Annotated in this window: 20 protein-coding genes; 4 read left to right on the forward strand and 16 right to left on the reverse strand. The window is 58.7% G+C overall.

The window, feature by feature from the left end; translation table 11 throughout:
• Positions 1-29: 29 nt before the first annotated feature.
• Positions 30-1,688, forward strand: coding sequence for a U32 family peptidase C-terminal domain-containing protein (locus ACR0IV_RS17135; RefSeq protein ID WP_480659848.1), 1,659 nt, complete (start codon positions 30-32; stop codon positions 1,686-1,688).
• Positions 1,689-1,691: 3 nt separating this feature from the next.
• On the opposite strand, the gene ACR0IV_RS17140 is transcribed toward ACR0IV_RS17135, so the two are convergent.
• From ACR0IV_RS17140 to ACR0IV_RS17160, 5 genes are all read right to left on the reverse strand, one after another.
• The gene (locus tag ACR0IV_RS17140; RefSeq protein WP_480659850.1) at positions 1,692-2,273 is read right to left on the reverse strand and encodes a cytochrome P460 family protein; all 582 of its coding nucleotides are present in this window, start codon (positions 2,271-2,273) and stop codon (positions 1,692-1,694) included.
• 229 nt (positions 2,274-2,502) lie between these two features.
• Positions 2,503-3,687 (reverse strand): dual-specificity RNA methyltransferase RlmN, encoded by a 1,185-nt coding sequence (gene rlmN / locus ACR0IV_RS17145; protein ID WP_480659851.1) that lies wholly within the window; start codon positions 3,685-3,687, stop codon positions 2,503-2,505.
• A gap of 77 nt (positions 3,688-3,764) precedes the next feature.
• Positions 3,765-4,136 (reverse strand): lysozyme inhibitor LprI family protein, encoded by a 372-nt coding sequence (locus ACR0IV_RS17150; RefSeq protein WP_480659852.1) that lies wholly within the window; start codon positions 4,134-4,136, stop codon positions 3,765-3,767.
• A 105-nt stretch (positions 4,137-4,241) separates the two neighbouring features.
• Positions 4,242-4,412: a hypothetical protein gene (locus ACR0IV_RS17155; RefSeq protein ID WP_480471665.1), complete on the reverse strand. Its 171-nt coding sequence runs from the start codon at positions 4,410-4,412 to the stop codon at positions 4,242-4,244.
• Between the two features lie 170 nt (positions 4,413-4,582).
• A complete protein-coding gene (locus ACR0IV_RS17160; protein ID WP_480471664.1) occupies positions 4,583-5,116 on the reverse strand; it encodes an invasion associated locus B family protein in 534 nt (177 codons plus the stop codon).
• 181 nt (positions 5,117-5,297) lie between these two features.
• On the opposite strand from ACR0IV_RS17160, the gene ACR0IV_RS17165 reads away from it, so the two are divergent.
• Entirely contained in the window at positions 5,298-6,296 is a 999-nt protein-coding gene (locus ACR0IV_RS17165) for an asparaginase (protein ID WP_480471663.1), read from the forward strand.
• A gap of 3 nt (positions 6,297-6,299) precedes the next feature.
• Here ACR0IV_RS17165 and ACR0IV_RS17170 read toward each other — a convergent pair whose 3' ends face one another.
• The 8 genes from ACR0IV_RS17170 to hutI form a co-directional block, all read right to left on the reverse strand.
• On the reverse strand, positions 6,300-6,620 hold the full coding sequence (locus tag ACR0IV_RS17170) for a YciI family protein (protein ID WP_480471662.1): 321 nt from the start codon (positions 6,618-6,620) through the stop codon (positions 6,300-6,302).
• Positions 6,621-6,642: 22 nt separating this feature from the next.
• Positions 6,643-7,071, reverse strand: coding sequence for an SRPBCC family protein (locus ACR0IV_RS17175; protein WP_480471661.1), 429 nt, complete (start codon positions 7,069-7,071; stop codon positions 6,643-6,645).
• Positions 7,059-7,388 (reverse strand): ArsR/SmtB family transcription factor, encoded by a 330-nt coding sequence (locus ACR0IV_RS17180; protein ID WP_480659854.1) that lies wholly within the window; start codon positions 7,386-7,388, stop codon positions 7,059-7,061. Before ACR0IV_RS17180 ends, ACR0IV_RS17175 begins: the two co-directional genes overlap by 13 nt.
• A 40-nt stretch (positions 7,389-7,428) precedes the next feature.
• Positions 7,429-8,307, reverse strand: coding sequence for a phosphoserine phosphatase SerB (gene serB / locus ACR0IV_RS17185; RefSeq protein WP_480659855.1), 879 nt, complete (start codon positions 8,305-8,307; stop codon positions 7,429-7,431).
• Positions 8,308-8,375: 68 nt separating this feature from the next.
• A complete protein-coding gene (hutU, locus tag ACR0IV_RS17190; protein ID WP_480659856.1) occupies positions 8,376-10,058 on the reverse strand; it encodes a urocanate hydratase in 1,683 nt (560 codons plus the stop codon).
• Complete coding sequence (gene hutG / locus ACR0IV_RS17195; protein ID WP_480471657.1) at positions 10,055-10,852, reverse strand: N-formylglutamate deformylase; 798 nt, start codon at positions 10,850-10,852, stop codon at positions 10,055-10,057. Before hutG ends, hutU begins: the two co-directional genes overlap by 4 nt.
• Positions 10,852-12,387: a histidine ammonia-lyase gene (hutH, locus tag ACR0IV_RS17200; protein ID WP_480471656.1), complete on the reverse strand. Its 1,536-nt coding sequence runs from the start codon at positions 12,385-12,387 to the stop codon at positions 10,852-10,854. The genes hutG and hutH overlap by 1 nt, the downstream gene beginning before the upstream one ends.
• Entirely contained in the window at positions 12,384-13,589 is a 1,206-nt protein-coding gene (gene hutI, locus ACR0IV_RS17205; RefSeq protein ID WP_480659857.1) for an imidazolonepropionase, read from the reverse strand. Before hutI ends, hutH begins: the two co-directional genes overlap by 4 nt.
• 81 nt (positions 13,590-13,670) lie before the next feature.
• Between hutI and ACR0IV_RS17210 the strand changes: the two genes are divergently transcribed.
• Both ACR0IV_RS17210 and ACR0IV_RS17215 read left to right on the forward strand, forming a co-directional pair.
• Positions 13,671-15,026 carry a formimidoylglutamate deiminase gene (locus ACR0IV_RS17210; RefSeq protein WP_480659859.1) on the forward strand — a complete coding sequence of 452 codons (1,356 nt, stop codon included), beginning with the start codon at positions 13,671-13,673 and terminating at the stop codon, positions 15,024-15,026.
• Between the two features lie 26 nt (positions 15,027-15,052).
• Positions 15,053-15,757, forward strand: coding sequence for a GntR family transcriptional regulator (locus tag ACR0IV_RS17215; protein ID WP_480659861.1), 705 nt, complete (start codon positions 15,053-15,055; stop codon positions 15,755-15,757).
• A gap of 47 nt (positions 15,758-15,804) precedes the next feature.
• On the opposite strand, the gene ACR0IV_RS17220 is transcribed toward ACR0IV_RS17215, so the two are convergent.
• From ACR0IV_RS17220 to ACR0IV_RS17230, 3 genes are all read right to left on the reverse strand, one after another.
• Complete coding sequence (locus tag ACR0IV_RS17220) at positions 15,805-16,533, reverse strand: metallophosphoesterase (RefSeq protein ID WP_480659862.1); 729 nt, start codon at positions 16,531-16,533, stop codon at positions 15,805-15,807.
• Between the two features lie 123 nt (positions 16,534-16,656).
• On the reverse strand, positions 16,657-18,252 hold the full coding sequence (gene serA / locus ACR0IV_RS17225) for a phosphoglycerate dehydrogenase (RefSeq protein WP_480659863.1): 1,596 nt from the start codon (positions 18,250-18,252) through the stop codon (positions 16,657-16,659).
• A gap of 71 nt (positions 18,253-18,323) precedes the next feature.
• Positions 18,324-19,478: a phosphoserine transaminase gene (locus ACR0IV_RS17230; RefSeq protein WP_480659864.1), complete on the reverse strand. Its 1,155-nt coding sequence runs from the start codon at positions 19,476-19,478 to the stop codon at positions 18,324-18,326.
• Positions 19,479-19,781: the final 303 nt, after the last annotated feature.

Genomic DNA, 19,781 nt, shown 5'->3' on the forward strand with positions numbered 1-19,781 from the left:
GCCGCCTTGACCTCTTGCCCGGTAGTCCCATGACCCAGTCCAGATCCGAATTGCTGATGCCTGCGGGCAATCTGCGCAAACTGAAACTCGCCATTCTCTACGGCGCGGATGCTGTCTATCTGGGCACGCCGGATATGTCGCTGCGCACCAAGTCCGAGTTCTCGCTGGAAGAGGTGATTGAGGGCGTAGAGTTCTGTCATAACCATGGACGGCGCGCCTATCTGACGCTGAACCTGTTTTCGCACAACAAAGACATCCCGAAGCTGGACGAATATATCGACACGGTGCGCAAGGTGAAACCTGACGGGCTGATCATCGCCGATCCGGGCGTGTTCCAATACGTCCGCGAACGGGCTCCCGAATTGCCGCTGCATATTTCGACTCAGGCCAATATCTGCTCGTGGTTGTCGGTGAAGTTCTGGCAGGATCAGGGGGCTGAGTTGGTGGTTTTGGCGCGCGAGGTTTCCTACCCCGAACTGGTGGAAATCCGCGAGAAATGCCCTGACATCAAGCTTGAGGCTTTTGTGCACGGCGCCATGTGCATGACCTATTCGGGTCGCTGCCTGCTGTCGAATTTCATGGCCGAACGCGGGGCCAATCAGGGCAACTGCGCCAATTCCTGCCGCTGGAACTATGGGCTGAAACTGCGCCTCAAGGATGGCACGCATCAGGAGCTGCGCATCACCGAGGAAAACGCCGACCTGTTCGAGTTTCTGCTGGAAGAAGGCTGCCGCCCCGGTGATCTGATGCCTATCGAAGAGGATGATCGCGGCTCATACATCCTCAACTCCCGCGATCTCTGCATCATGCCGAAGCTGGATGAGTACCTGAAGATCGGGGTCGACAGCCTCAAGGTCGAAGGGCGCGGCAAGTCTGAATATTACGCTGCCATCGTCGCGCGGGCTTATCGCATGGCCGTCGACGATTATCACGCGAATCCCGAGAACTGGGACCCGAAGCCCTACATGCGTGAGCTCGAAACCGTCGGAAACCGCGGTTATACGCTGGCCTTCCACGAAGGCCGCCTGACCAATTATGCGCATGACTACGAACACACGGCCTCAATCGCGCAATGGGAGTATGCCGGAATCGTCACCGATGTGACCGAGGGTGCCTTTCTGGTCGAGGTTAAAAACAAGATGGAACCGGGCGATGTGCTGGATTTCGTCTCGCCCACCTCGCGCGAGACGGTGCTGCTGCGGGTCTATGATTTTGAACGCGCATCAGATGGCACACGGCTGGACGTGGTGCATGGCAGCTCGAAAACCATCATCCGCATACCCTTCGCCCTGTTCGATCACGAAAACATCGACGACCTGCGCGCACGGTTCCCGGTCTATTCCGTCCTGCGCAAAGAACGTGCCCTGACTGACGAACACTGGAGTCGCATTCGGTTCGACAAGCTGGTGCAGGGGCTGGAAACATCGGGACGCGACAATCCCACCGCCTATGCGCGTCGCCGCGATGAACTGGTCGAAAAGATCGGCGAGGACGGCAATGAACGTCGCTTCAAGACCAACCGCATCGGGACCGAGGGCTGCTGCGGTAAGGGCTGCAATGGCTGCCTGATCTTCTGGCAGGATGAGAAATATGCACTGGCCCGCGAGGTTCTGTCCAAACGCAAGCAGGGCGAACAGCTCAGCCGTCAGGAAGCGAGCGACCTGAAGCTACTAGACCGGGCGATCTGAAGGTTATTCGGTGCGGTACTCTTCGGGGACGTAGAATGTATAGTCGCGGTCCGCTACGGCTTCGTGGCAGTCATGGCAATAGGCCACCGACGCTGCGCGAAATCCCATCGTATCGCCGAACAACGATCCGTCCGGCATCACCATGATATAGCGCCAATCGGCAGTTTCAGGGTTTGCTCCTGCAGCCAGCTTCTCCATCACGAACAAGGCACCGGGATGAACATTGCCTTCATCTGTCACGGTCATGCTGTCCTTGGCCAGTACGGAGCCGACCGGCAGCACCTCGCCCTCGGTCAAGGTCCCGTAGTTATGCGCCATCCGGTTGGCATAGCTGTTCACATAGCGCTGCCCATGGGTGGCCGAGATATAGGGCGCATCGTTGAACAGAGGCCAGCTTTGATAGTTTAGGATCAGACCAAGCTGCGCCGCCGCATAGCCACGCGACATGCGCTTTGTGAGAGAACGATAGTGATCTCGTGCTTCATCTTTCGACAAATCAGCCGGATTCTCGATCGCCAAATGCGCTTCTTGATCCGTACTCTGCGCTAATGCGCCGGTTGTCAGCACAGATAATAATAATGTCATGCCGACAAGATACCTTTGGTTTTCAAACATTTTACCTGGCCCATCCGATAAACGGTTTTGCCTGAACGCCGCGTTAAGCCTCGGAATAGAGGATAGCGCGCTTACAATAACTTGCCATGAGCCGGATCGCAGGCTCACCGCCTTGTGTGTAGTGGTGAGCTTCCATCCCCGCCAATACGTGAACAATCATATCAAATTAAAGCACAATGTTCACATTAATTCTGACAATTCAGCCCAATCCGGCCTCGGATTCAATTTGCTTACGCGATTTCCGGGCGCGCTCGGTCGCTGATTTCAGCTGACCACAGGCAGCCATGATATCCTCGCCCCGCGTCTTGCGGATGGGTGAGGCATAGCCAGCCTGATAAATGATGTTCGCAAAAGCACGAATACGATTGTTCGAGCTGCGCTTGTACGGCGCGCCGGGCCATTCATTGAACGGGATCAGATTGATCTTGGCCGGGATGTTGTGGCGCTTGATATGCGCGATCAGCCGGTGCGCGTCCTCGTCGCTGTCATTCACACCGTCCAGCATCACATATTCAAACGTGATCCGTTCCGAATTCGAGACATTGGGATAGCTGGCCAGCGCCTGCAACAGCTCCTCAATGTTCCAACGCTTGTTGATCGGGACCAGCACGTCGCGGGTCTCATCCGTGGTGGCGTGGAACGATATCGCCAGCAGGCAGCCGATTTCTTCGGCGGTGCGGGCGATTTCCGGCACCACGCCCGAAGTCGAAAGCGTGATCCGTCGACGGGACAGAGAAATCCCCTCGGGATCCATGGCGATCTTCATCGCGTCTCGGACGTTTTCGAAGTTATACAGCGGCTCACCCATGCCCATCAGAACGATATTCGACAGCAGTCGAGTTTCATCCTTGGGCGCGCCCGGGGTCGGCCATTCCTCAAGATCATCGCGGGCCATCATTACCTGACCAACGATTTCAGCCGCTGTCAGATTGCGCACCAGTTTCTGCGTGCCGGTGTGGCAAAAGGAACAGGTCAGCGTGCAGCCTACCTGAGACGAGATACACAGCGTACCGCGATCTTCTTCGGGGATATACACCACCTCGACCTCGTGCCTGCCCGCGATGCGGCACAGATACTTGCGGGTACCGTCCTCAGACACCTGACGGGTCACCACTTCGGGAATTTCGATCACGAAATTCTCGGCCAGTTGCGCACGGTAGGCTTTGGCGAGGTTGGTCATCTCGCTAAAATCGCGCACGCCCCATTGGTAAATCCATTGCCAGATCTGACCGGTGCGCATCTTTGCCTGCTTCTCAGGCGTGCCATGTTCGATCAACACTTCGCGCAACTGATCACGGGTCAGGCCGACAAGGTTCACCTTCCCCTCAGGCAGTTTGCGGGGGATGGTCATGACATCTTGAGTGATCGGCGCTTTGGGCGACATGTGGCTATCTCAATGGATTCTGGCTTGGGATGCGCCTCTATATAGGAACGTGCGCAAAGATCAAAAGGAATCGTGCTTCAGTTCGCAAACCGCAGCAATTCATCGACACGCGCCCGACCAAGATCAACACGGCAAGCGGTGATGGCGATGCCCGTACCCGACCCGCCACCAAACGAAGCGCCAACCGCATCGCACTGCATATCCCGGTAGGCGGTCCATGCATCCTGTGCCGCTTCCAGCGCTGGCTGGGCGACAACGCGACCGGTGACGTCATCCAACTCCGTCGCCGCCTGCATTGCGAGGGAATAGCTGGCCTCGATCGCGGCCTCCACACGCTCTTCCATTTCCGAGACGCAAGCCCCGATTTCAACCTGAGAACCGGCTTCCAGACATTCCATCGTCGGATCTGCCAGCGCAGCAAAGGGAAACAGGATCAGAATCCAACGCATCGGTCGACCTCTCTGGTGGTGACTATATTCCACCAATGCCTAACACAGAGCGCGGATTAGAACAAAAGAGCCGCAGAGGAACGGTTCGCCTGCGGCCCTTTCAGGTCAGTTCACTGCCGGCGGGATGTAACAATCCCCGGCATCCAGAGTTTGCACGGGGTCTTCCGGCCCGCATTGCTCACCCGTAATCGGATAAGTGTCTGATTGCTTCTCACAGGCCGTCAGAAACGCTGCGGATACCATCAAGAGCGCGGCAAGGTAGGGTTTCAAAGTCATTGGTGTCTCCCACTGTTCTGTCTGAACCAATTAGTTCAGAAACCGGGCCATCAGGCTTTGATCGGAATCAATTTATGTGAGGGGACGTCGCGTAAACCTTTGACGAAATGAGGGTAAAATCAAAAAACCCCGCCGAGTGGCGGGGTTTGCAGCTTGGACATATAAGCCGCTTAGTTCGTGCAGCGTTTTTCGGCATCCTCGATGGCGGCGGTGAAGCCCAGCAGCGAGAATGTATCCTTGGTCTGCGTTCCGCGTTCCGAGCGGGCGGTCAATACCGCTTCACTGCCCCGTTTCATCGCCGTGACGATCTTGGCATCGTCCGAGGCCGTTGCAGGCCATGCCCATTCGCCATCGGTAAAAAGTTCAAACTCGCTGCCATCCACAACCAGATTGACGGTCGAACCAGATGCAAATGGATAGCCGCCTGTAAAGGTAACCTGGCCCTTAACCTCAGCGTTCGGGCGGTAGAAGACGAACAGCAGGATATCACTGCGCCGTACCGACACGACACGACCACCGCGCGTGTTCACCGTTTCCTTCGGCGCCGAAACGCTCCAGCATTCGGTTGGATCTTCTTCGACGAATACGCTCCAATCGGTTTTTGCTGCAACGCGATTTGTGCTTGTTGCCTGCTGCGCAAACGCCGATGTCGCCATTCCTGCCATGCACAGGCCCGCGATCACGCGAACGAGCTTTGATCCCATCTCTTCAGCCTCCTAGCCCGACCTATACCTCATACCCATCGGAATCGGCTCGCGAGCTCTGCCCGGCTCGTCCTTGATAAGTTGCGTATCCCGATGATTGTCGACATACACACACTAACGCAGGTTTCGCCACAGGCGAAAGGGCGATTGGCAGTTTTTTGCGCATGGATCGGAGACCACGATGACACAACCGGTAGCGATGACAGAACTATGGCGTGGACCGTTGCTGGAAAGCCTGCACCTGGGCCACGCGGTGATTTGTGACGATGCCGGTCAGATCGTGCAAAGCTGGGGCGATCCGCAGGCGGTAATCTATCCCCGATCTTCAGCCAAGATGATACAGGCACTGCCTCTGATCACCTCGGGTGCCGCAGCGAAATACGGCCTGACTTCCGAACATCTGGCGCTGTCCTGTGCCTCACATAGTGGTGCGCATATCCATACGGACCGCGTCTCGGCATGGCTGAATCATCTTGGTCTGGCTGAGCCCGACCTGCGTTGCGGTCCGCAAGAGCCGCAAGACATGGCCGCGCGGGACGGGCTGATTTTGGCCGATGACACGCCGTGCCAGATTCATAACAATTGCTCGGGCAAACACTGCGGCTTCCTGACCGTTGCGCAGCATATGGGGGCCGGCCCCGAATATCTTGAGATCGACCATCCGGTTCAGCAAGCCTGCCTCTCTGCTTTTGAAGAAACCACTAGCGAGACCAGCCCTTGTTATGGAATCGACGGATGCTCGGCCCCGAACTTCGCCACCTCTCTGGTGGGACTGGCCCGCTCGATGGCCTGGTTTGCATCCGCAGCCGACCGGTCGGACCGGGCAAGTGATGCCGCGCAGCAGTTAACGTCCGCTATGATGCAGCACCCCGAACTGGTCGCAGGTGAAAACCGCGCCTGCACCGAACTTATGCGCGCCATGAATGGTCGTGCAGCAATCAAAACCGGGGCTGAGGCCGTCTTTGTAGCCATCATCCCCGAAAAACGCATGGGCGTCGCGCTGAAGATCACCGATGGCACTACCCGCGCCAGCGAATGCGCCATTGCCGCCATTCTGGTCAGCCTTGGCGTGCTGGAGGCCGATCACCCGGCCACCCGCAAATTCATGAACGCCACGCAATACAGCCGCCGCGGGCTAGATTGTGGTGTGATCAAACCAGCGCCGGGTTTCCCCGGCTAAGGCTCACATCTCGATCTCGTGCACCTCGGCCACCTCGACCGAGCCCGAACCATTCACCACCATTGGACAGCCCTTGGCCATCTCGGTCGCGGCATCAATGCTGTCGGCCTTGATGACCGTAAATCCCGAAGCCGGGTTCGCGCCGCCATTGTCGACAACGCCGCTGATGCTCACGGTGTAAGACTGACCCACCGGGTTGCCCGGAATATCCAACGCTTCACCCATATTCTGAAACCACGCGCCCCACGCGGCCATGGTGGCTTCGACCTCGGCGGGGTCGGTTGGGGTGTGTCCCCCATGATAGACAAACAAATATTGGGGCATATCGCTCCTCCCTTATGAAAACCTACTTCAATTGCGCTTCCAGCTTACGCAGCGACGATGTCCAACCCTGATTGTGGTTCGCAGCTGCTTCGGCATCCGCCAGTTCCCGGTGATCCAGAGTCAATCGTGACCCGGATTCCGTGGCCGCCACGGAAAAGGTGACGTGGCTTTCAGCTCCGCGTTGATCCTGATCGTCATGCCAAGCCCAGGTGAGTCCAACCGACTTTGGCGGATCAACATGGGTTACATGGCCAGAAACCTTATATGTCTGACCCTCGCTATTCTCCATGACCGAAAACCACGGCCCGGTGCGGGAAAAATCCAGATTGTGCTCGGTCACGTGGATCCCTTCAGGACCCCACCATTGCAACAGTTTTGCACCATCGCTGACCCATGCAAACAAATCTTCGGGGCTGACGGGAAATTCCCGTTCCAGTTTCAGGTCGGCCATGAATTCTCCCTTTCGATAATTTCGCCGAGGCGATCGAGGCTACTCTCCCAGAATTGCCGTTTTGAGATCGTCCAGTCGGCAATGGCCCGCAGGCCTTCGGGGCGGATGGAATACATCCGCTGCGTGCCCTGCACACGTTGCCGCACCAACCCGGCTTCGCGCAGTACCTTCAGATGGCGTGATATCGCGGCACCGGACATGCCGCGCCCCTCGATCAGATCACCGGCAGGCAACTCTCCCTGATCCATCAGCTGCTCGATGATCGAGAACCGGGTGGCATCAGACAATGCGGAGAAACTAGTCAGAAGCGTGCTCATGGTCATTATTTAACACAAATGTTAAATAAAGAAAACCCTGTTATACCGCAGCGAAATCAGAACGGCCGTATCCTTGCAGATAAAGCAGCGCCGTCAGATCGCCGTGATTGACCCTGACATCGCATTGCGCCGCAACCGAGGGCTTGGCATGCAGCGCCACACCTGTCCCTGCCCGGCCCAGCATGCCCAGATCGTTGGCCCCATCACCCACGGCAATCACATCGCTTTCAGCAATGCCCAAACGGGTCGAGATCTGCTCCAACGCCTCGATCTTGGCTTGCCGCCCCAAAATGGGTCGTTGCACATCGCCGGTCAGCTTGCCGTCTTCGGCCAGCAAACTGTTGGCCCGATTCTCATCAAAGCCCAACTGCGCAGCGACGCGCGCGGTGAAAGCCGTAAATCCGCCCGATACCAATGCGGCATAGGCCCCGTTCGCCCGCATCGTCACCAACAGCACTTTGCCGCCGGGCATCAGCGTGATCCGTTCGTTCAGCACCTTGGCGATAACGCTTTCGTCTAGCCCTTTCAGCAAGCCCACACGCTCGGTCAGCGCGCCTTCGAAGTCCAGCTCGCCATTCATCGCGCGCGCCGTGATGTCCTTGACCCGCTCACCGACGCCTGCTTCATCGGCCAGTTCGTCGATGCACTCTTGCTGGATCATCGTGCTGTCCATATCAGCCAGCAGCATTTTCTTACGGCGCCCTTCTGATGGCTGAACCACCAGATCTACGCCGACCTGCTGAAGGTCCGCCCAGACATCCCATCGGTTATCCGGCATCTCGGGCATGGAAAACTCGGCCGCCTCATCGGGGCTCAGCCAGATAGCGTCGCCCCCGCCCCAGGCATTGCGCAGAGACTCGACCAAAGCCTGTTCGAGCGTCGGCGCATTCGGATTGGTCAGCAGGGTAGCTACGTACATATTCGATCTCCGGCAAGTTCCCCTGCGAGATATCGCAGGGGTCGATGTTTCGCCAGAGACAGTTTGACCTAACCTAGAATACCCGGCAGACGCAGCCCATGTTCCCGGGCGCAGTCCTTCGCGATCTCGTACCCGGCATCCGCGTGCCGCCACACGCCCGAGGCGGGGTCGTTCCACAGTACCCGCTCCAACCGCCGGGCGGCATCTTCAGTACCATCGGCGCAGATCACCACACCGGCGTGCTGGCTGAAGCCCATTCCCACACCGCCGCCATGGTGCAGCGACACCCATGTCGCGCCACTGGCAGTATTGATCAGAGCATTCAGCAACGGCCAATCCGACACCGCATCCGAGCCATCAAGCATGGCCTCGGTCTCGCGGTTGGGGCTGGCGACCGAACCGGAATCCAGATGATCGCGCCCAATGACAACCGGTGCTTTCAACTCTCCATTGGCAACCATTTCGTTGAAGGCGAGCCCGGCGCGATGCCGGTCCCCTAGCCCGATCCAACAGATACGCGCAGGTAGACCCTGAAACGCGATGCGTTCCTGCGCCATGTCCAGCCAGCGATGCAGATGCTCGTTTTCGGGAAACAGCTCCTTCATCTTGGCGTCGGTTTTGTAGATATCCTCGGGGTCGCCTGACAGCGCACACCAGCGGAACGGGCCAATGCCTTTACAAAAGAGCGGGCGGATATAGGCGGGGACAAAACCGGGGAAGGCAAAGGCGTTCTCAAGCCCCTCATCCTGTGCCACCTGACGAATGTTGTTGCCGTAATCCAGCGTCGGAACGCCCGCGTTCCAGAAATCGACCATCGCTGCCACATGCTGCTTCATCGAGGTACGCGCGGCTTTTTCTACCGATTTAGGGTCTGTTTCGCGCTTCTCGCGCCACTGCGCCATAGACCACCCCAAAGGCAGATAGCCGTTGATCGGGTCATGGGCGCTGGTCTGGTCGGTAACGATATCCGGGCGCATGCCGCCCTCGGACATACGGCGGTAGATTTCAGGGAAGAGCTCAGCGGCATTCCCCAACAGGCCAACAGATTTCGCCTCACCCGCCTTGGTCCAGCGGTCGATCATCTCAAGCGCTTCGTCCAGCGTTTCGGCTTTTTCGTCGAGGTATTTGGTGCGCAGACGGAAATCGATACTGTCCGGGTTGCACTCGACCGCCAGACAGCACGCCCCCGCAAAAACCGCAGCCAGCGGCTGCGCACCACCCATGCCGCCGAGCCCTCCGGTCAGGATCCACTTACCGGTCAGGTCGCCGTCGTAGTGCTGACGGCCAGCCTCGGCAAAGGTCTCATAAGTGCCCTGAACGATGCCCTGCGTGCCAATGTAAATCCACGAGCCAGCGGTCATCTGGCCGTACATCATCAGGCCCTTCTTATCGAGCTCGTTGAAATGATCCCAAGTTGCCCAATGCGGCACGAGGTTGGAATTCGCAATCAGCACACGCGGCGCATCCTTATGTGTGCGGATGATTGCGACGGGCTTACCGGACTGAACGATCAGAGTTTCGTCCTCCTCCAGATCCTTCAAACCGGCCACAATAGTGTCGAAATCCTTCCACGTCCGTGCCGCGCGTCCGATGCCGCCATACACCACCAGCTCATGCGGGTTTTCGGCTACATCGGGGTGCAGGTTGTTCATCAACATCCGCAACGGTGCCTCGGTCACCCAGCTTTTGGCGTTCAGCTCAGGGCCGGTCGGGGGGAAAACATCACGGGTGTTCTTGCGAGGGTCGGTCATGGCGTTAGCTCCAATGCAGTGTCTTGGATGGCGTCCAGAATGTCGTATAGCCAGCGGCGCAGACGTGTCGCCTTATTGTCGTCAAAGGCCCAAGGTGCAGCTTCCGAGGTCAGATAGGTCGATTGGGCAAGTTCCATCTGAATCGCATGCATCCCTTCGGCAGGGCGGCCATAATGGCGGGTGGTCCACCCCCCTCGGAAGCGGCCATTCAAGACCGTGCTAAAGGGTGAAGACGCAGCAAATTCGTTCGTAATAGACTCGATTTCAGGCGCGCAGGTTACGCCGCCATCCGTGCCGATATTCAGATCGGGCAAGGTGCCTTCGAACAGAAAGGGAATTCGGCTGCGGATCGAATGGCAGTCGAACAGGATCGCAAAACCATGCTTGGCTTTGACCCGCTGCAACTCTTCCTCCAACGCCGCGTGATATGGCGCATGATAGGCTTGGCGGCGCGCTTCGATCTCATCCGCAGATGGCTCTTGCCCATCTTTCCAGATCGGCTGCCCGTCAAAGTCGGTCAAAGGCACCAGAGTTGTTGTATTTTGACCGGGATACAGGGACACGCCCAACGGGTCGCGGTTGCAGTCGATCACATAGCGATGAACATGCGATTGCACCACAGTCGCATTCTGCAATAGCCCATCATAGAGCCTGTTTATGTGCCAATCCGTATCTTTCAGGGACAGCCCGTTTGCATTCAGCCGCTCAGCAACTTCTGGTGGCACATAGGTTCCGCCATGTGGTTGGCCCAGAACAATGGGGCCATCCCCCCTTTGAACCTCGAACACCTGCATCAGACCAATCCCGGCATCGACACTTCGGACGCCTGCAGAACGGCCCCATCGGCGATCAGGGTACGCACCTGCTCCAGTTCAGGCGCGAGATAGCGATCCTCGGCCAGCGACGGGATATCGGCCCGCAAACGGCTGATCACACGCTGCAGCGGCGCGCTGGTTTGCAGAGGTGCGCGGAATTCAACGCCTTGTGCAGCGCAGAGCAGCTCGATCCCAAGAATATAGTTCAGGTTCTCGACCATCCGCGCCAATCGCCGCGCGCCATGGGCGGCCATCGAGACGTGGTCCTCCTGATTGGCCGAGGTGGGCGTACTGTCGGTCACGCACGGATTGGCCAGATGTTTGTTCTCGCTCATCAGTGCGGCGGCGGTGACTTCGGCAATCATCAGGCCCGAGTTCAGGCCCGGTTGCGGGGTAAGGAACGGCGGCAGATCGAAGCTGAGCGCCGGGTCTACCATCAGGGCAATGCGACGCTGGGCAATCGCTCCGATCTCGGACAGGGCCAGCGCGATCATGTCGGCGGCGAACCCTACCGGCTCGGCATGGAAATTCCCGCCCGAGACAATCGCCTCGGGGTCAGTCAATACCAATGGGTTGTCTGTGGCCGCATTCGCCTCGATCACCAGCGTCGACGCGGCCTGCCGGATCACATCCATGGCCGCACCCGTCACCTGCGGCTGGCAGCGGATGCAGTATGGGTCCTGCACGCGTGTATCGCCGTCACGATGGCTTTCGCGGATTTCCGACCCGTCTAGCGCCGCGCGCATGGCAGCGGCGGCCTCAATCTGGCCCCGATGACCGCGCAGGGCGTGGATTTCCGGCTGCAAAGGCGCAGTCGACCCCATGATCGCATCGGTTGAGGCCGCTGATACCACCAAAGCATTCTGCGCCGCGCGCCAGCCTTCGAACAGGCCAGCCAGCGCATAAGCGGTCGAAAACTGGGTGCCGTTGATAAAGGCCAACCCTTCCTTGGGTCCTAACTGAATCGACTCTAACCCAACGGATTTGAGCGCTTCGGCCCCCTGCAGAACCACGCCGTTCACCTCGGCCTCACCTTCACCGATCACGACCGCCGTCATGTGCGCCAATGGGGCCAGATCGCCGGATGCCCCGACCGAACCCTGTGCCGGAATCACAGGCGTGACGCCGCGCGCCAGCATCTGCTGCAGCAGCTCGATCAAGTCCCAGCGTACGCCAGATGCGCCGCGCCCAAACGAGAGCAGTTTGAGCGACATCATGAGCCGCGCCAGCCGGCGCGGTACGGACGGACCAACACCGCAGCAATGGCTGAGGATCAGATTACGCTGCAGGGTCGAGGTATCCTCGGCCGCGATCTTGTGGCTGGCCAGCTTGCCGAACCCGGTGTTCACTCCGTAAACCGGGTCAGACCCTTGCGCCGCCTGCGCGATGCGCGCCGCTGCGGCCTCGGCTTTGGGTCGGCATGAGGCATCCAGCAAGATCGGAACCTCGGACCAATAAATTTCCTCAAGCTGAGCCAGCGAAACCTGACCCGGAACGAGGGATAAGGGCGTCATTGCAGACCTCCGAATATGCGAGTGTGCAGAGGATTGAAGCCGATACGATAGGACAGTTCAGCAGGATGCGTAACATCCCAGACCGCCAGATCGGGGCGCAGCCCGGCGGTGATCACACCGGTATCGTTCAGACCCAGGGCGCGCGCAGCGTTGCAAGTCACGCCTGCAAGTGCCTCTTGTGGCGTAAGGCGGAACAGGGTGCATCCCATGTTCATCGTCAACAGCAGCGATGTCAGCGGCGATGAGCCAGGGTTGCAATCGGTGGCCAGCACCATCGGAACACCCTGTTCGCGCAACGCCTCGATCGGGGGCAGTTGGGTTTCATGCAGCGTATAGAAGGCCCCGGGCAGCAGAACCGCAGCCGTGCCCGCCTGCGCCATGGCCGCAACCCCTTCGGCATCGAGGTATTCGATGTGATCGGCAGACATGGCACCGTATGAGGCCGCCAGCTTGGCACCACCCAGGTTGGACAACTGCTCGGCATGCAGCTTGACCGGCAGGCCCAGCTCTCTCGCGACCTGGAAAACGCGCTCGATCTGTGCCGGGTCAAAGGCAATGCCCTCACAGAACCCATCGACCGCATCCACCAAACCTTCGGCATGGGCCGCGCGCAGGGCCGGAATACAGATCTCTTCGATATAGGCATCACCACGCCCGACATATTCGGGCGGGATCGCATGCGCCCCGAGAAAGCTGGTCTGAACGCGAACAGGCCGTTTCTGCGCAATCCCCCGCGCAGCGCGCAGCATGCGCAATTCTGTGTCGGTATCGAGCCCATAGCCGGACTTGACTTCGATACATGACACGCCCTCGGCCAGCAGGGCGTCCACACGCGGCAAAGCGCTTGCGAGTAAGGCCTCTTTCGATGCGGCGCGGGTGGCGTTGACCGTCGACAGAATACCGCCCCCTGCACGCGCGACTTCTTCGTAGGTTGCACCGTTCAAACGCATCTCGAACTCAGCGGCGCGATTGCCACCAAAGACCACGTGTGTGTGGGCATCGATCAAGGCCGGAGTGATCAGGCGGTCACCAAAATCGGTGCGGGACAGTTCAGCGTAAGATTGCGGAAGCTCGGACCACGACCCAACCCAAGCAATACGATCCCCTTCAACGACCACCGCGCCATCTTCGATCAATCCATAAGGATGTCCGGCTTGCATGGTGGCGATGTGCTTGCTGCGAAGAATGGTTTTTTTCGTCATGGCGAATCTTTTGGGCTCCCCCTGCGCTTGGTTTTTTCGTATACGTGTATTAATGTAAAGTCTACACAAATTGGAAATGCCATGACGGTTCATGCTAAGACCGCCTTGTTAGGCTCGGATTGGGTGCGCGATCTGCGGGTTGAAATCATCGACGGGCGGATAACCTCACTTGAACCGCAGAGCGCGGCACGACCCAACGACACCCGTGTCGACGTTTTGCTGCCTGCGCTGGGAAACCTGCACAGCCATGCATTCCAGCGCGCAATGGCCGGAATGACCGAGGTACGCGCTGCCGGGCGCGAAAGCTTCTGGACATGGCGCACCTTGATGTATCGCTTTCTGGATCGTCTGACGCCTAAGCAGATCGAAGCCATCGCCGCGCTCGTCTTCATGGAGATGCAGGAGGCCGGTTATGCCTCGGTCGGAGAGTTCCACTATGTCCATCATCAACCGGGCGGCGCCCCCTACACGCAGCTGACCGAGCTGAGCCAGCGTATATTCGCAGCCGCCGACCAGACCGGGATCAGGCTGACGCACCTGCCCGTCCTCTACACCTATGGCGGGGTCCGGCAGGAGGCATTGGTTGGGGGGCAGATGCGGTTTGGCAATGATGTTGATCAGTTTCTACGTCTGGTGGATGAATGCCGATCCACCCTGCCCCATACGGACAGCCGCATTGGCATCGCGCCGCATTCCCTGCGGGCAATAACGCCGGATGATCTGAAAAATGTACTGGCACAGACACCTCAGGGTCCGGTTCACATCCATATCTCGGAACAGGTGCAAGAGGTTACCGATGTCGAGGCCGCGCTCGGCCAGCGCCCGGTTGCATGGTTGTTGGACAATGTCGAGGTCAACGCACGCTGGTGCCTCATTCACGCCACCCACATGACTGATGCTGAGACGAGCGCGCTCGCACGCTCGGGGGCGGTCGCCGGGTTGTGCCCGATTACCGAGGCCAATCTGGGTGACGGCATTTTCAACGGCGCGGTCTATATCGAAAATGGCGGCGCGTTTGGTGTCGGATCAGACTCTAATGTGCGCATTTCGCTCCCCGAGGAGCTTCGGACATTGGAATACTCTCAGCGGCTGCGCGACAAGGCGCGTACTGTGCTTGTCCCAGGCGAAGGCTCAGTGGGACATGGGCTCTATACTGGCGCGGCACGCGGTGGTGCGCAGGCCCTTGGCCGCCAGGCAGGCGAGATCGCCGTCGGTAAGCTGGCCGACCTGGTGGCGATCGACCGGTCCCACCCGACCTTGTGTACTTTGCGCGATGACCAGTTGCTCGATGGCCTGTGTTTCGCGGCACCCGATGGCACCGTAACCGATCTGTGGTCTGCAGGGCGTCATCAGGTGCGCGCCGGTCGACATATCGCCCGTGACGCCATCCTGGGCGCCTATCACAGCGCGATGACCGATCTGTTGGCTGACATTTGAATCATATCCCGATAACCAGATTAGACATGACTCAAAGCAGCGACACCACCAGCTATAAGGACATCAAGGAAACCGTCCTGCGCCGCATTCGTTCGGGCGAATGGCAGCCGGACACGCTGCTGCCCAATGAACAGGCACTTGCGGTCGAGTTTTCGTGCACCCGCACGACCGTAAATCGCGCGCTGCGCGAGCTGGCAGACGAAGGCTATCTGGAGCGCCGCCGCAAAGCCGGAACCCGTGTCCTGCGCGCACCGCAGAGGCAGGCGCGCTTCACCATTCCGCTGATCCGGGATGAGGTCGAAGCGATGGGCGGCACCTATCGCTATGCGCTGGTCTCATCCGGGGCTCAACTGGCCCCCGATTGGCTGAGCGCCCGGTTGGCGCTGCAACCCGGACAAAGCGTGATGCATGTCCGCTGCATGCATTACTCCGGCAATACCCCGTTTCAGTTCGAGGACCGCTGGATCGTGATCGAGAGCGTCCCGAAGGTGGAACAAGCCGATTTCAGCAAAATCGGACCCAATGACTGGTTGGTGCAAACCGTGCCCTTCACAAATGTCGAACTGACCTTTCTGGCCAGCCGCGCCGATCCTACGATCGCCGGTTTCCTCGACGTGCCGGAAGGAGAGCCGGTCTTTACCGCCGAGCGCATCACATGGCTGCAGGGTCACCCCGTCACCTTTGCCAAGATGTATTTTGCTGCCGGGTATCGAATGACCACGCAATTCTGACCCCAAGCCGTGTCATATCTGCCGCAGGAAGCGCGAGGAGCTGGCACCTAAGGCTTCAGCAATACACGCCCCTTATCCGTCAGTTCCCAGCACATGTCGCCTTCAAACACAGTGACGCCAACCGGGCGGCCATAGCCCGCACCACTGTCCAGATTGATCCGATGGCCATAATGCGTCACCCGATCTACCGGGGTATGTCCATGCACGATCAGTTTCGGATGCGGTCCGGGATGTGCATGGAATGCCTGCCTGATCCAGACCAAATCGCTTTCTTGCTGGTCATTCAGCGGCACACCGGGCCGAATTCCGGCATGCACGAAGGCCAGATCCGGTGTCTGGTGCATCGTCACCAGACCGCGCAGAAAAAGTCGATGAGCTTCCGGCACGACACCCATCGCCATCGCGTGCACATCCTCTAGCCGCGTCTGCAGCTCAAAGACCACGTCGTAGCTGCGCAAAGTCTCAATCCCGCCCAAACGATCATGGAGCCAGTGGTAGCCGACCAGCAAATGTGGATCGTGGCGCGGGACATCTTCAAGGAACCAGGCAAACATCCGGTCATGATTTCCAAGCAGAGTGATCCAGCGCTTGCCCGCATCGCGCCCGGCAATCAACCGATCCAAAACGCCCCGGCTGTCCGGGCCCCGATCTACATAATCGCCCAGAAAAACAACCTCCGCCTCCGGGCCACCATCGCTCTCGATCAGAGACACTGCACGTTCGAATTCGTCGACACGCCCGTGAAGATCACCGATAGCATAAACTGGATTGGTCATCTCTTTCCCCTCAGGCCGGTGCAGCTGCAGCCGTTCTGCCGCAAAATCAGCGCGTTGAAAAGAGGATGCCCGCGCCGGAACCGGCACGGGCGTCCATAGTTGTCATAAGATGGGCCGCCGGTGTCAGACGACGTCAAATTCCAACGGTTTGATCTGAGTGAACAGGCCAGTCTCAGCCAATTTTGCACGCGCCTCTGCCGGAACGGGCTCATCCACATACAGGAGCGCGATGGCCTCGCCCCCAGCCTCGGATCGGCCAAGAGTAAAGTTAGCGATGTTCACGTCGTTCTCGCCCATCGTCTGACCCAGAGCACCGATGATACCCGGCACATCCTCGTTGGTGGTGTACAGCATATGCGCCCCGATCTCGGCATCGATATTGATGCCCTTGATCTGGATGAAGCGTGGCTTGCCATCACTGAACACGGTGCCGCCGATCGAGCGCTCTCGCTTCTCGGTGACGACCGTCACCTTGATATAACCCTCGAACGCGCCGGATTTATCCTGATTTGTGGTCGAAATCTGGATACCCCGCTCTTTTGCGACGACTGGGGCAGAAACCATATTCACCTCGGGGTTGAACTTTTTCATGATCCCCGCGACGACCGCGCAGTTCAGCGCGGCCAGATTCATCTCGGCGGCAACACCATCGTAGAGAATGTTGATCGCCTTGATCGGTTCGTCTGTCATCTGACCGATGAAACTGCCCAGATGCCCGGCGAGCTTAATCCAGGGGCCCATGACTTTAGCCTCTTCGGCCGACACGCTGGGCATGTTGAGCGCGTTTTCGACCGCTCCGGTCAGCAGATAGTTCGAAATCTGCTCGGCCACCTGCAGCGCCACGTTTTCCTGCGCTTCGGTCGTCGCTGCGCCCAGGTGCGGCGTGCAGACCACGTTGGGCAGGTTGAACAGCGGATTGTCCTTGGCGGGTTCAACACTAAACACATCAAACGCCGCACCGGCGATATGGCCGGATTTCAGCAATTCGGCCAGTGCGTCTTCGTCGACCAGACCACCACGGGCACAGTTGACAATGCGCACACCAGGTTTTGTCTTGGCCAGATTCTCGCGGCTCAGAATGTCGCGGGTCTGATCGGTCAGCGGCACATGCAGTGTGATAAAGTCAGCGCGGGACAGCAGTTCGTCCAGTTCGACCTTTTCGACGCCCATCTTGGCGGCTTTCTCTTCACCCAGATAGGGATCGTAAGCGACGACCTTCATTTTCAGACCCAGCGCGCGCTCGCAAACAATGCCACCAATGTTGCCCGCGCCGATAACGCCGAGGGTTTTGTTGGTCAGCTCAATACCCATGAACTTGGACTTTTCCCACTTGCCCGCATGGGTCGAGGTGCTGGCCTCGGGGATTTGCCGCGCCACGGCAAACATCATCGCGATGGCATGCTCGGCGGTGGTGATCATGTTGCCGAACGGCGTGTTCATCACGATCACACCTTTCTTCGAGGCCGCATCCTTGTCGATATTGTCGGTGCCGATCCCAGCGCGGCCGATGACCTTCAGCTTGTCGGCTTTCTCAAGAATGGTTGGCGTCACCTTGGTGGCCGAGCGGATGGCGAGACCGTCATACTGGCCGATCACTTCGGCCAGCTTGTCCTTGTCCTTACCCAGATCGGGCATGAAATCCACGTCGATGCCGCGATCACGGAAAATCTGAACGGCGGTTTCGCTGAGCTTGTCAGATACGAGTACTTTGGGGGCCATATCTCTGGTCCTTGATTTTTGGGAGAAGTCCGGGCCACAGGCGGGCCCAGAATTTTCGTCGAAAATTCTTGTCAGGCGGCTGCCGTTTGCGCAGCGATCTCGGCCTCAAAGGCCCAGGCCAGCCAGGGCAACATTGCGTCGATATCCGGGGTTTCAACCGTGCCACCGCACCAGATGCGCAGACCCGCAGGGGCGTCGCGATAGGCACCTATGTCCAGGGCGATATTCTCGGCTTCAAGACGTTTGGCCACGGCTTTTGCAAAAGCCGCCCCATCCTGAATACGCGCATCGGTGAATTTCAGGCAGACCGAAGTATTGGACTGGGTTGCCGCGTCTTCAGCCAGATTTGCAATCCAGCCATTCTGATCGCAGAACGCGTGCACCGCGCCAGCATTTGCATCCGCCCGGGCAATCAGGCCTTGAAGGCCACCAACAGATCGCGCCCAATCCAGCGCGAACAGGTAATCCTCAACCGCAAGCATCGAGGGCGTATTGATGGTCGCCCCGGTGAAGATGCCTTCGATCAGCTTACCACCTTTGGTCAGGCGGAAAATCTTGGGCAAGGGCCATGCAGGGGTGTAGCTCTCCAAGCGTTCGACCGCACGCGGTGACAGGATCAGCATCCCATGAGCCGCCTCACCTCCCAGAACCTTCTGCCAGCTGAAAGTGGTCACATCCAGCTTGTCCCAGGGCAAGTCCATCGCAAAGGCCGCCGAGGTTGCATCACAGATCGTCAGGCCCTGACGATCATCGGCAATCCAATCGCCATTGGGAACCCGCACACCCGAGGTGGTACCGTTCCATGTAAACACTACATCATTGGCGCAATCGACGGACGCGAGATCAACGATCTGCCCGTAATCTGCAGTCTTAACCTCAGCATCAATCTTCAGCTGCTTGACCACATCGGTCACCCAACCCGCGCCAAAGCTTTCCCAGGCCAGCATCTCGACCTTGCGCTCACCCAGCAGCGACCACAGCGCCATCTCAACTGCGCCGGTGTCCGAGGCAGGAACGATGCCGATGCGATAATCCGCGGGAATGCCTAGAATCTCGCGGGTGCCCTCAATGGCCGCCTTCAGCTTGTCCTTGCCAACCGCAGCACGATGCGAACGACCCAGCGCGGCATCGGCCAATTTGCTCAGATCAAATGTTGGGGGTTTGGCACAAGGGCCCGAAGAAAAACGCGGATTGGCCGGCCGCGTCGCCGGTTGTTCGATAGTCATGTGTATTACCCTTCCAGATACACGCCCCTCGTTGGGGAGGGGTGTCCCACGCACAGAGGTATGGGGCGTTTGCACCTGCAGCAAGCGCAAAAGACGCTTCATCAGCGAAAAACGACACTGGAAATGGGCTCAGATCGGAACACAGGTTTCCGATCGGCGAAACCCCCCGCCGATTTCACGGCGGGGGGAATTGTTTTTTTGAGTATTATTCTGCGGCGTCTTCGTATTCGGTCATTGGCGGGCATGTGCAGATGAGGTTTCTGTCGCCATATGCGTTGTCGACGCGGTTGACGGGGGACCAGT

The organism is Ruegeria sp. C2 (assembly GCF_056537765.1).

Coding starts and splice junctions, on each gene's coding strand:
- ACR0IV_RS17135 (WP_480659848.1), top strand. CDS start 30: ATGACCCAGTCCAGATCCGAATTGCTGATGCCTGCGGGCAATCTGCGC.
- ACR0IV_RS17140 (WP_480659850.1), bottom strand. CDS start 2,273: ATGACATTATTATTATCTGTGCTGACAACCGGCGCATTAGCGCAGAGT.
- rlmN (WP_480659851.1), bottom strand. CDS start 3,687: ATGTCGCCCAAAGCGCCGATCACTCAAGATGTCATGACCATCCCCCGC.
- ACR0IV_RS17150 (WP_480659852.1), bottom strand. CDS start 4,136: ATGCGTTGGATTCTGATCCTGTTTCCCTTTGCTGCGCTGGCAGATCCG.
- ACR0IV_RS17155 (WP_480471665.1), bottom strand. CDS start 4,412: ATGACTTTGAAACCCTACCTTGCCGCGCTCTTGATGGTATCCGCAGCG.
- ACR0IV_RS17160 (WP_480471664.1), bottom strand. CDS start 5,116: ATGGGATCAAAGCTCGTTCGCGTGATCGCGGGCCTGTGCATGGCAGGA.
- ACR0IV_RS17165 (WP_480471663.1), top strand. CDS start 5,298: ATGACACAACCGGTAGCGATGACAGAACTATGGCGTGGACCGTTGCTG.
- ACR0IV_RS17170 (WP_480471662.1), bottom strand. CDS start 6,620: ATGCCCCAATATTTGTTTGTCTATCATGGGGGACACACCCCAACCGAC.
- ACR0IV_RS17175 (WP_480471661.1), bottom strand. CDS start 7,071: ATGGCCGACCTGAAACTGGAACGGGAATTTCCCGTCAGCCCCGAAGAT.
- ACR0IV_RS17180 (WP_480659854.1), bottom strand. CDS start 7,388: ATGAGCACGCTTCTGACTAGTTTCTCCGCATTGTCTGATGCCACCCGG.
- serB (WP_480659855.1), bottom strand. CDS start 8,307: ATGTACGTAGCTACCCTGCTGACCAATCCGAATGCGCCGACGCTCGAA.
- hutU (WP_480659856.1), bottom strand. CDS start 10,058: ATGACCGACCCTCGCAAGAACACCCGTGATGTTTTCCCCCCGACCGGC.
- hutG (WP_480471657.1), bottom strand. CDS start 10,852: ATGCAGGTGTTCGAGGTTCAAAGGGGGGATGGCCCCATTGTTCTGGGC.
- hutH (WP_480471656.1), bottom strand. CDS start 12,387: ATGACGCCCTTATCCCTCGTTCCGGGTCAGGTTTCGCTGGCTCAGCTT.
- hutI (WP_480659857.1), bottom strand. CDS start 13,589: ATGACGAAAAAAACCATTCTTCGCAGCAAGCACATCGCCACCATGCAA.
- ACR0IV_RS17210 (WP_480659859.1), top strand. CDS start 13,671: ATGACGGTTCATGCTAAGACCGCCTTGTTAGGCTCGGATTGGGTGCGC.
- ACR0IV_RS17215 (WP_480659861.1), top strand. CDS start 15,053: ATGACTCAAAGCAGCGACACCACCAGCTATAAGGACATCAAGGAAACC.
- ACR0IV_RS17220 (WP_480659862.1), bottom strand. CDS start 16,533: ATGACCAATCCAGTTTATGCTATCGGTGATCTTCACGGGCGTGTCGAC.
- serA (WP_480659863.1), bottom strand. CDS start 18,252: ATGGCCCCCAAAGTACTCGTATCTGACAAGCTCAGCGAAACCGCCGTT.
- ACR0IV_RS17230 (WP_480659864.1), bottom strand. CDS start 19,478: ATGACTATCGAACAACCGGCGACGCGGCCGGCCAATCCGCGTTTTTCT.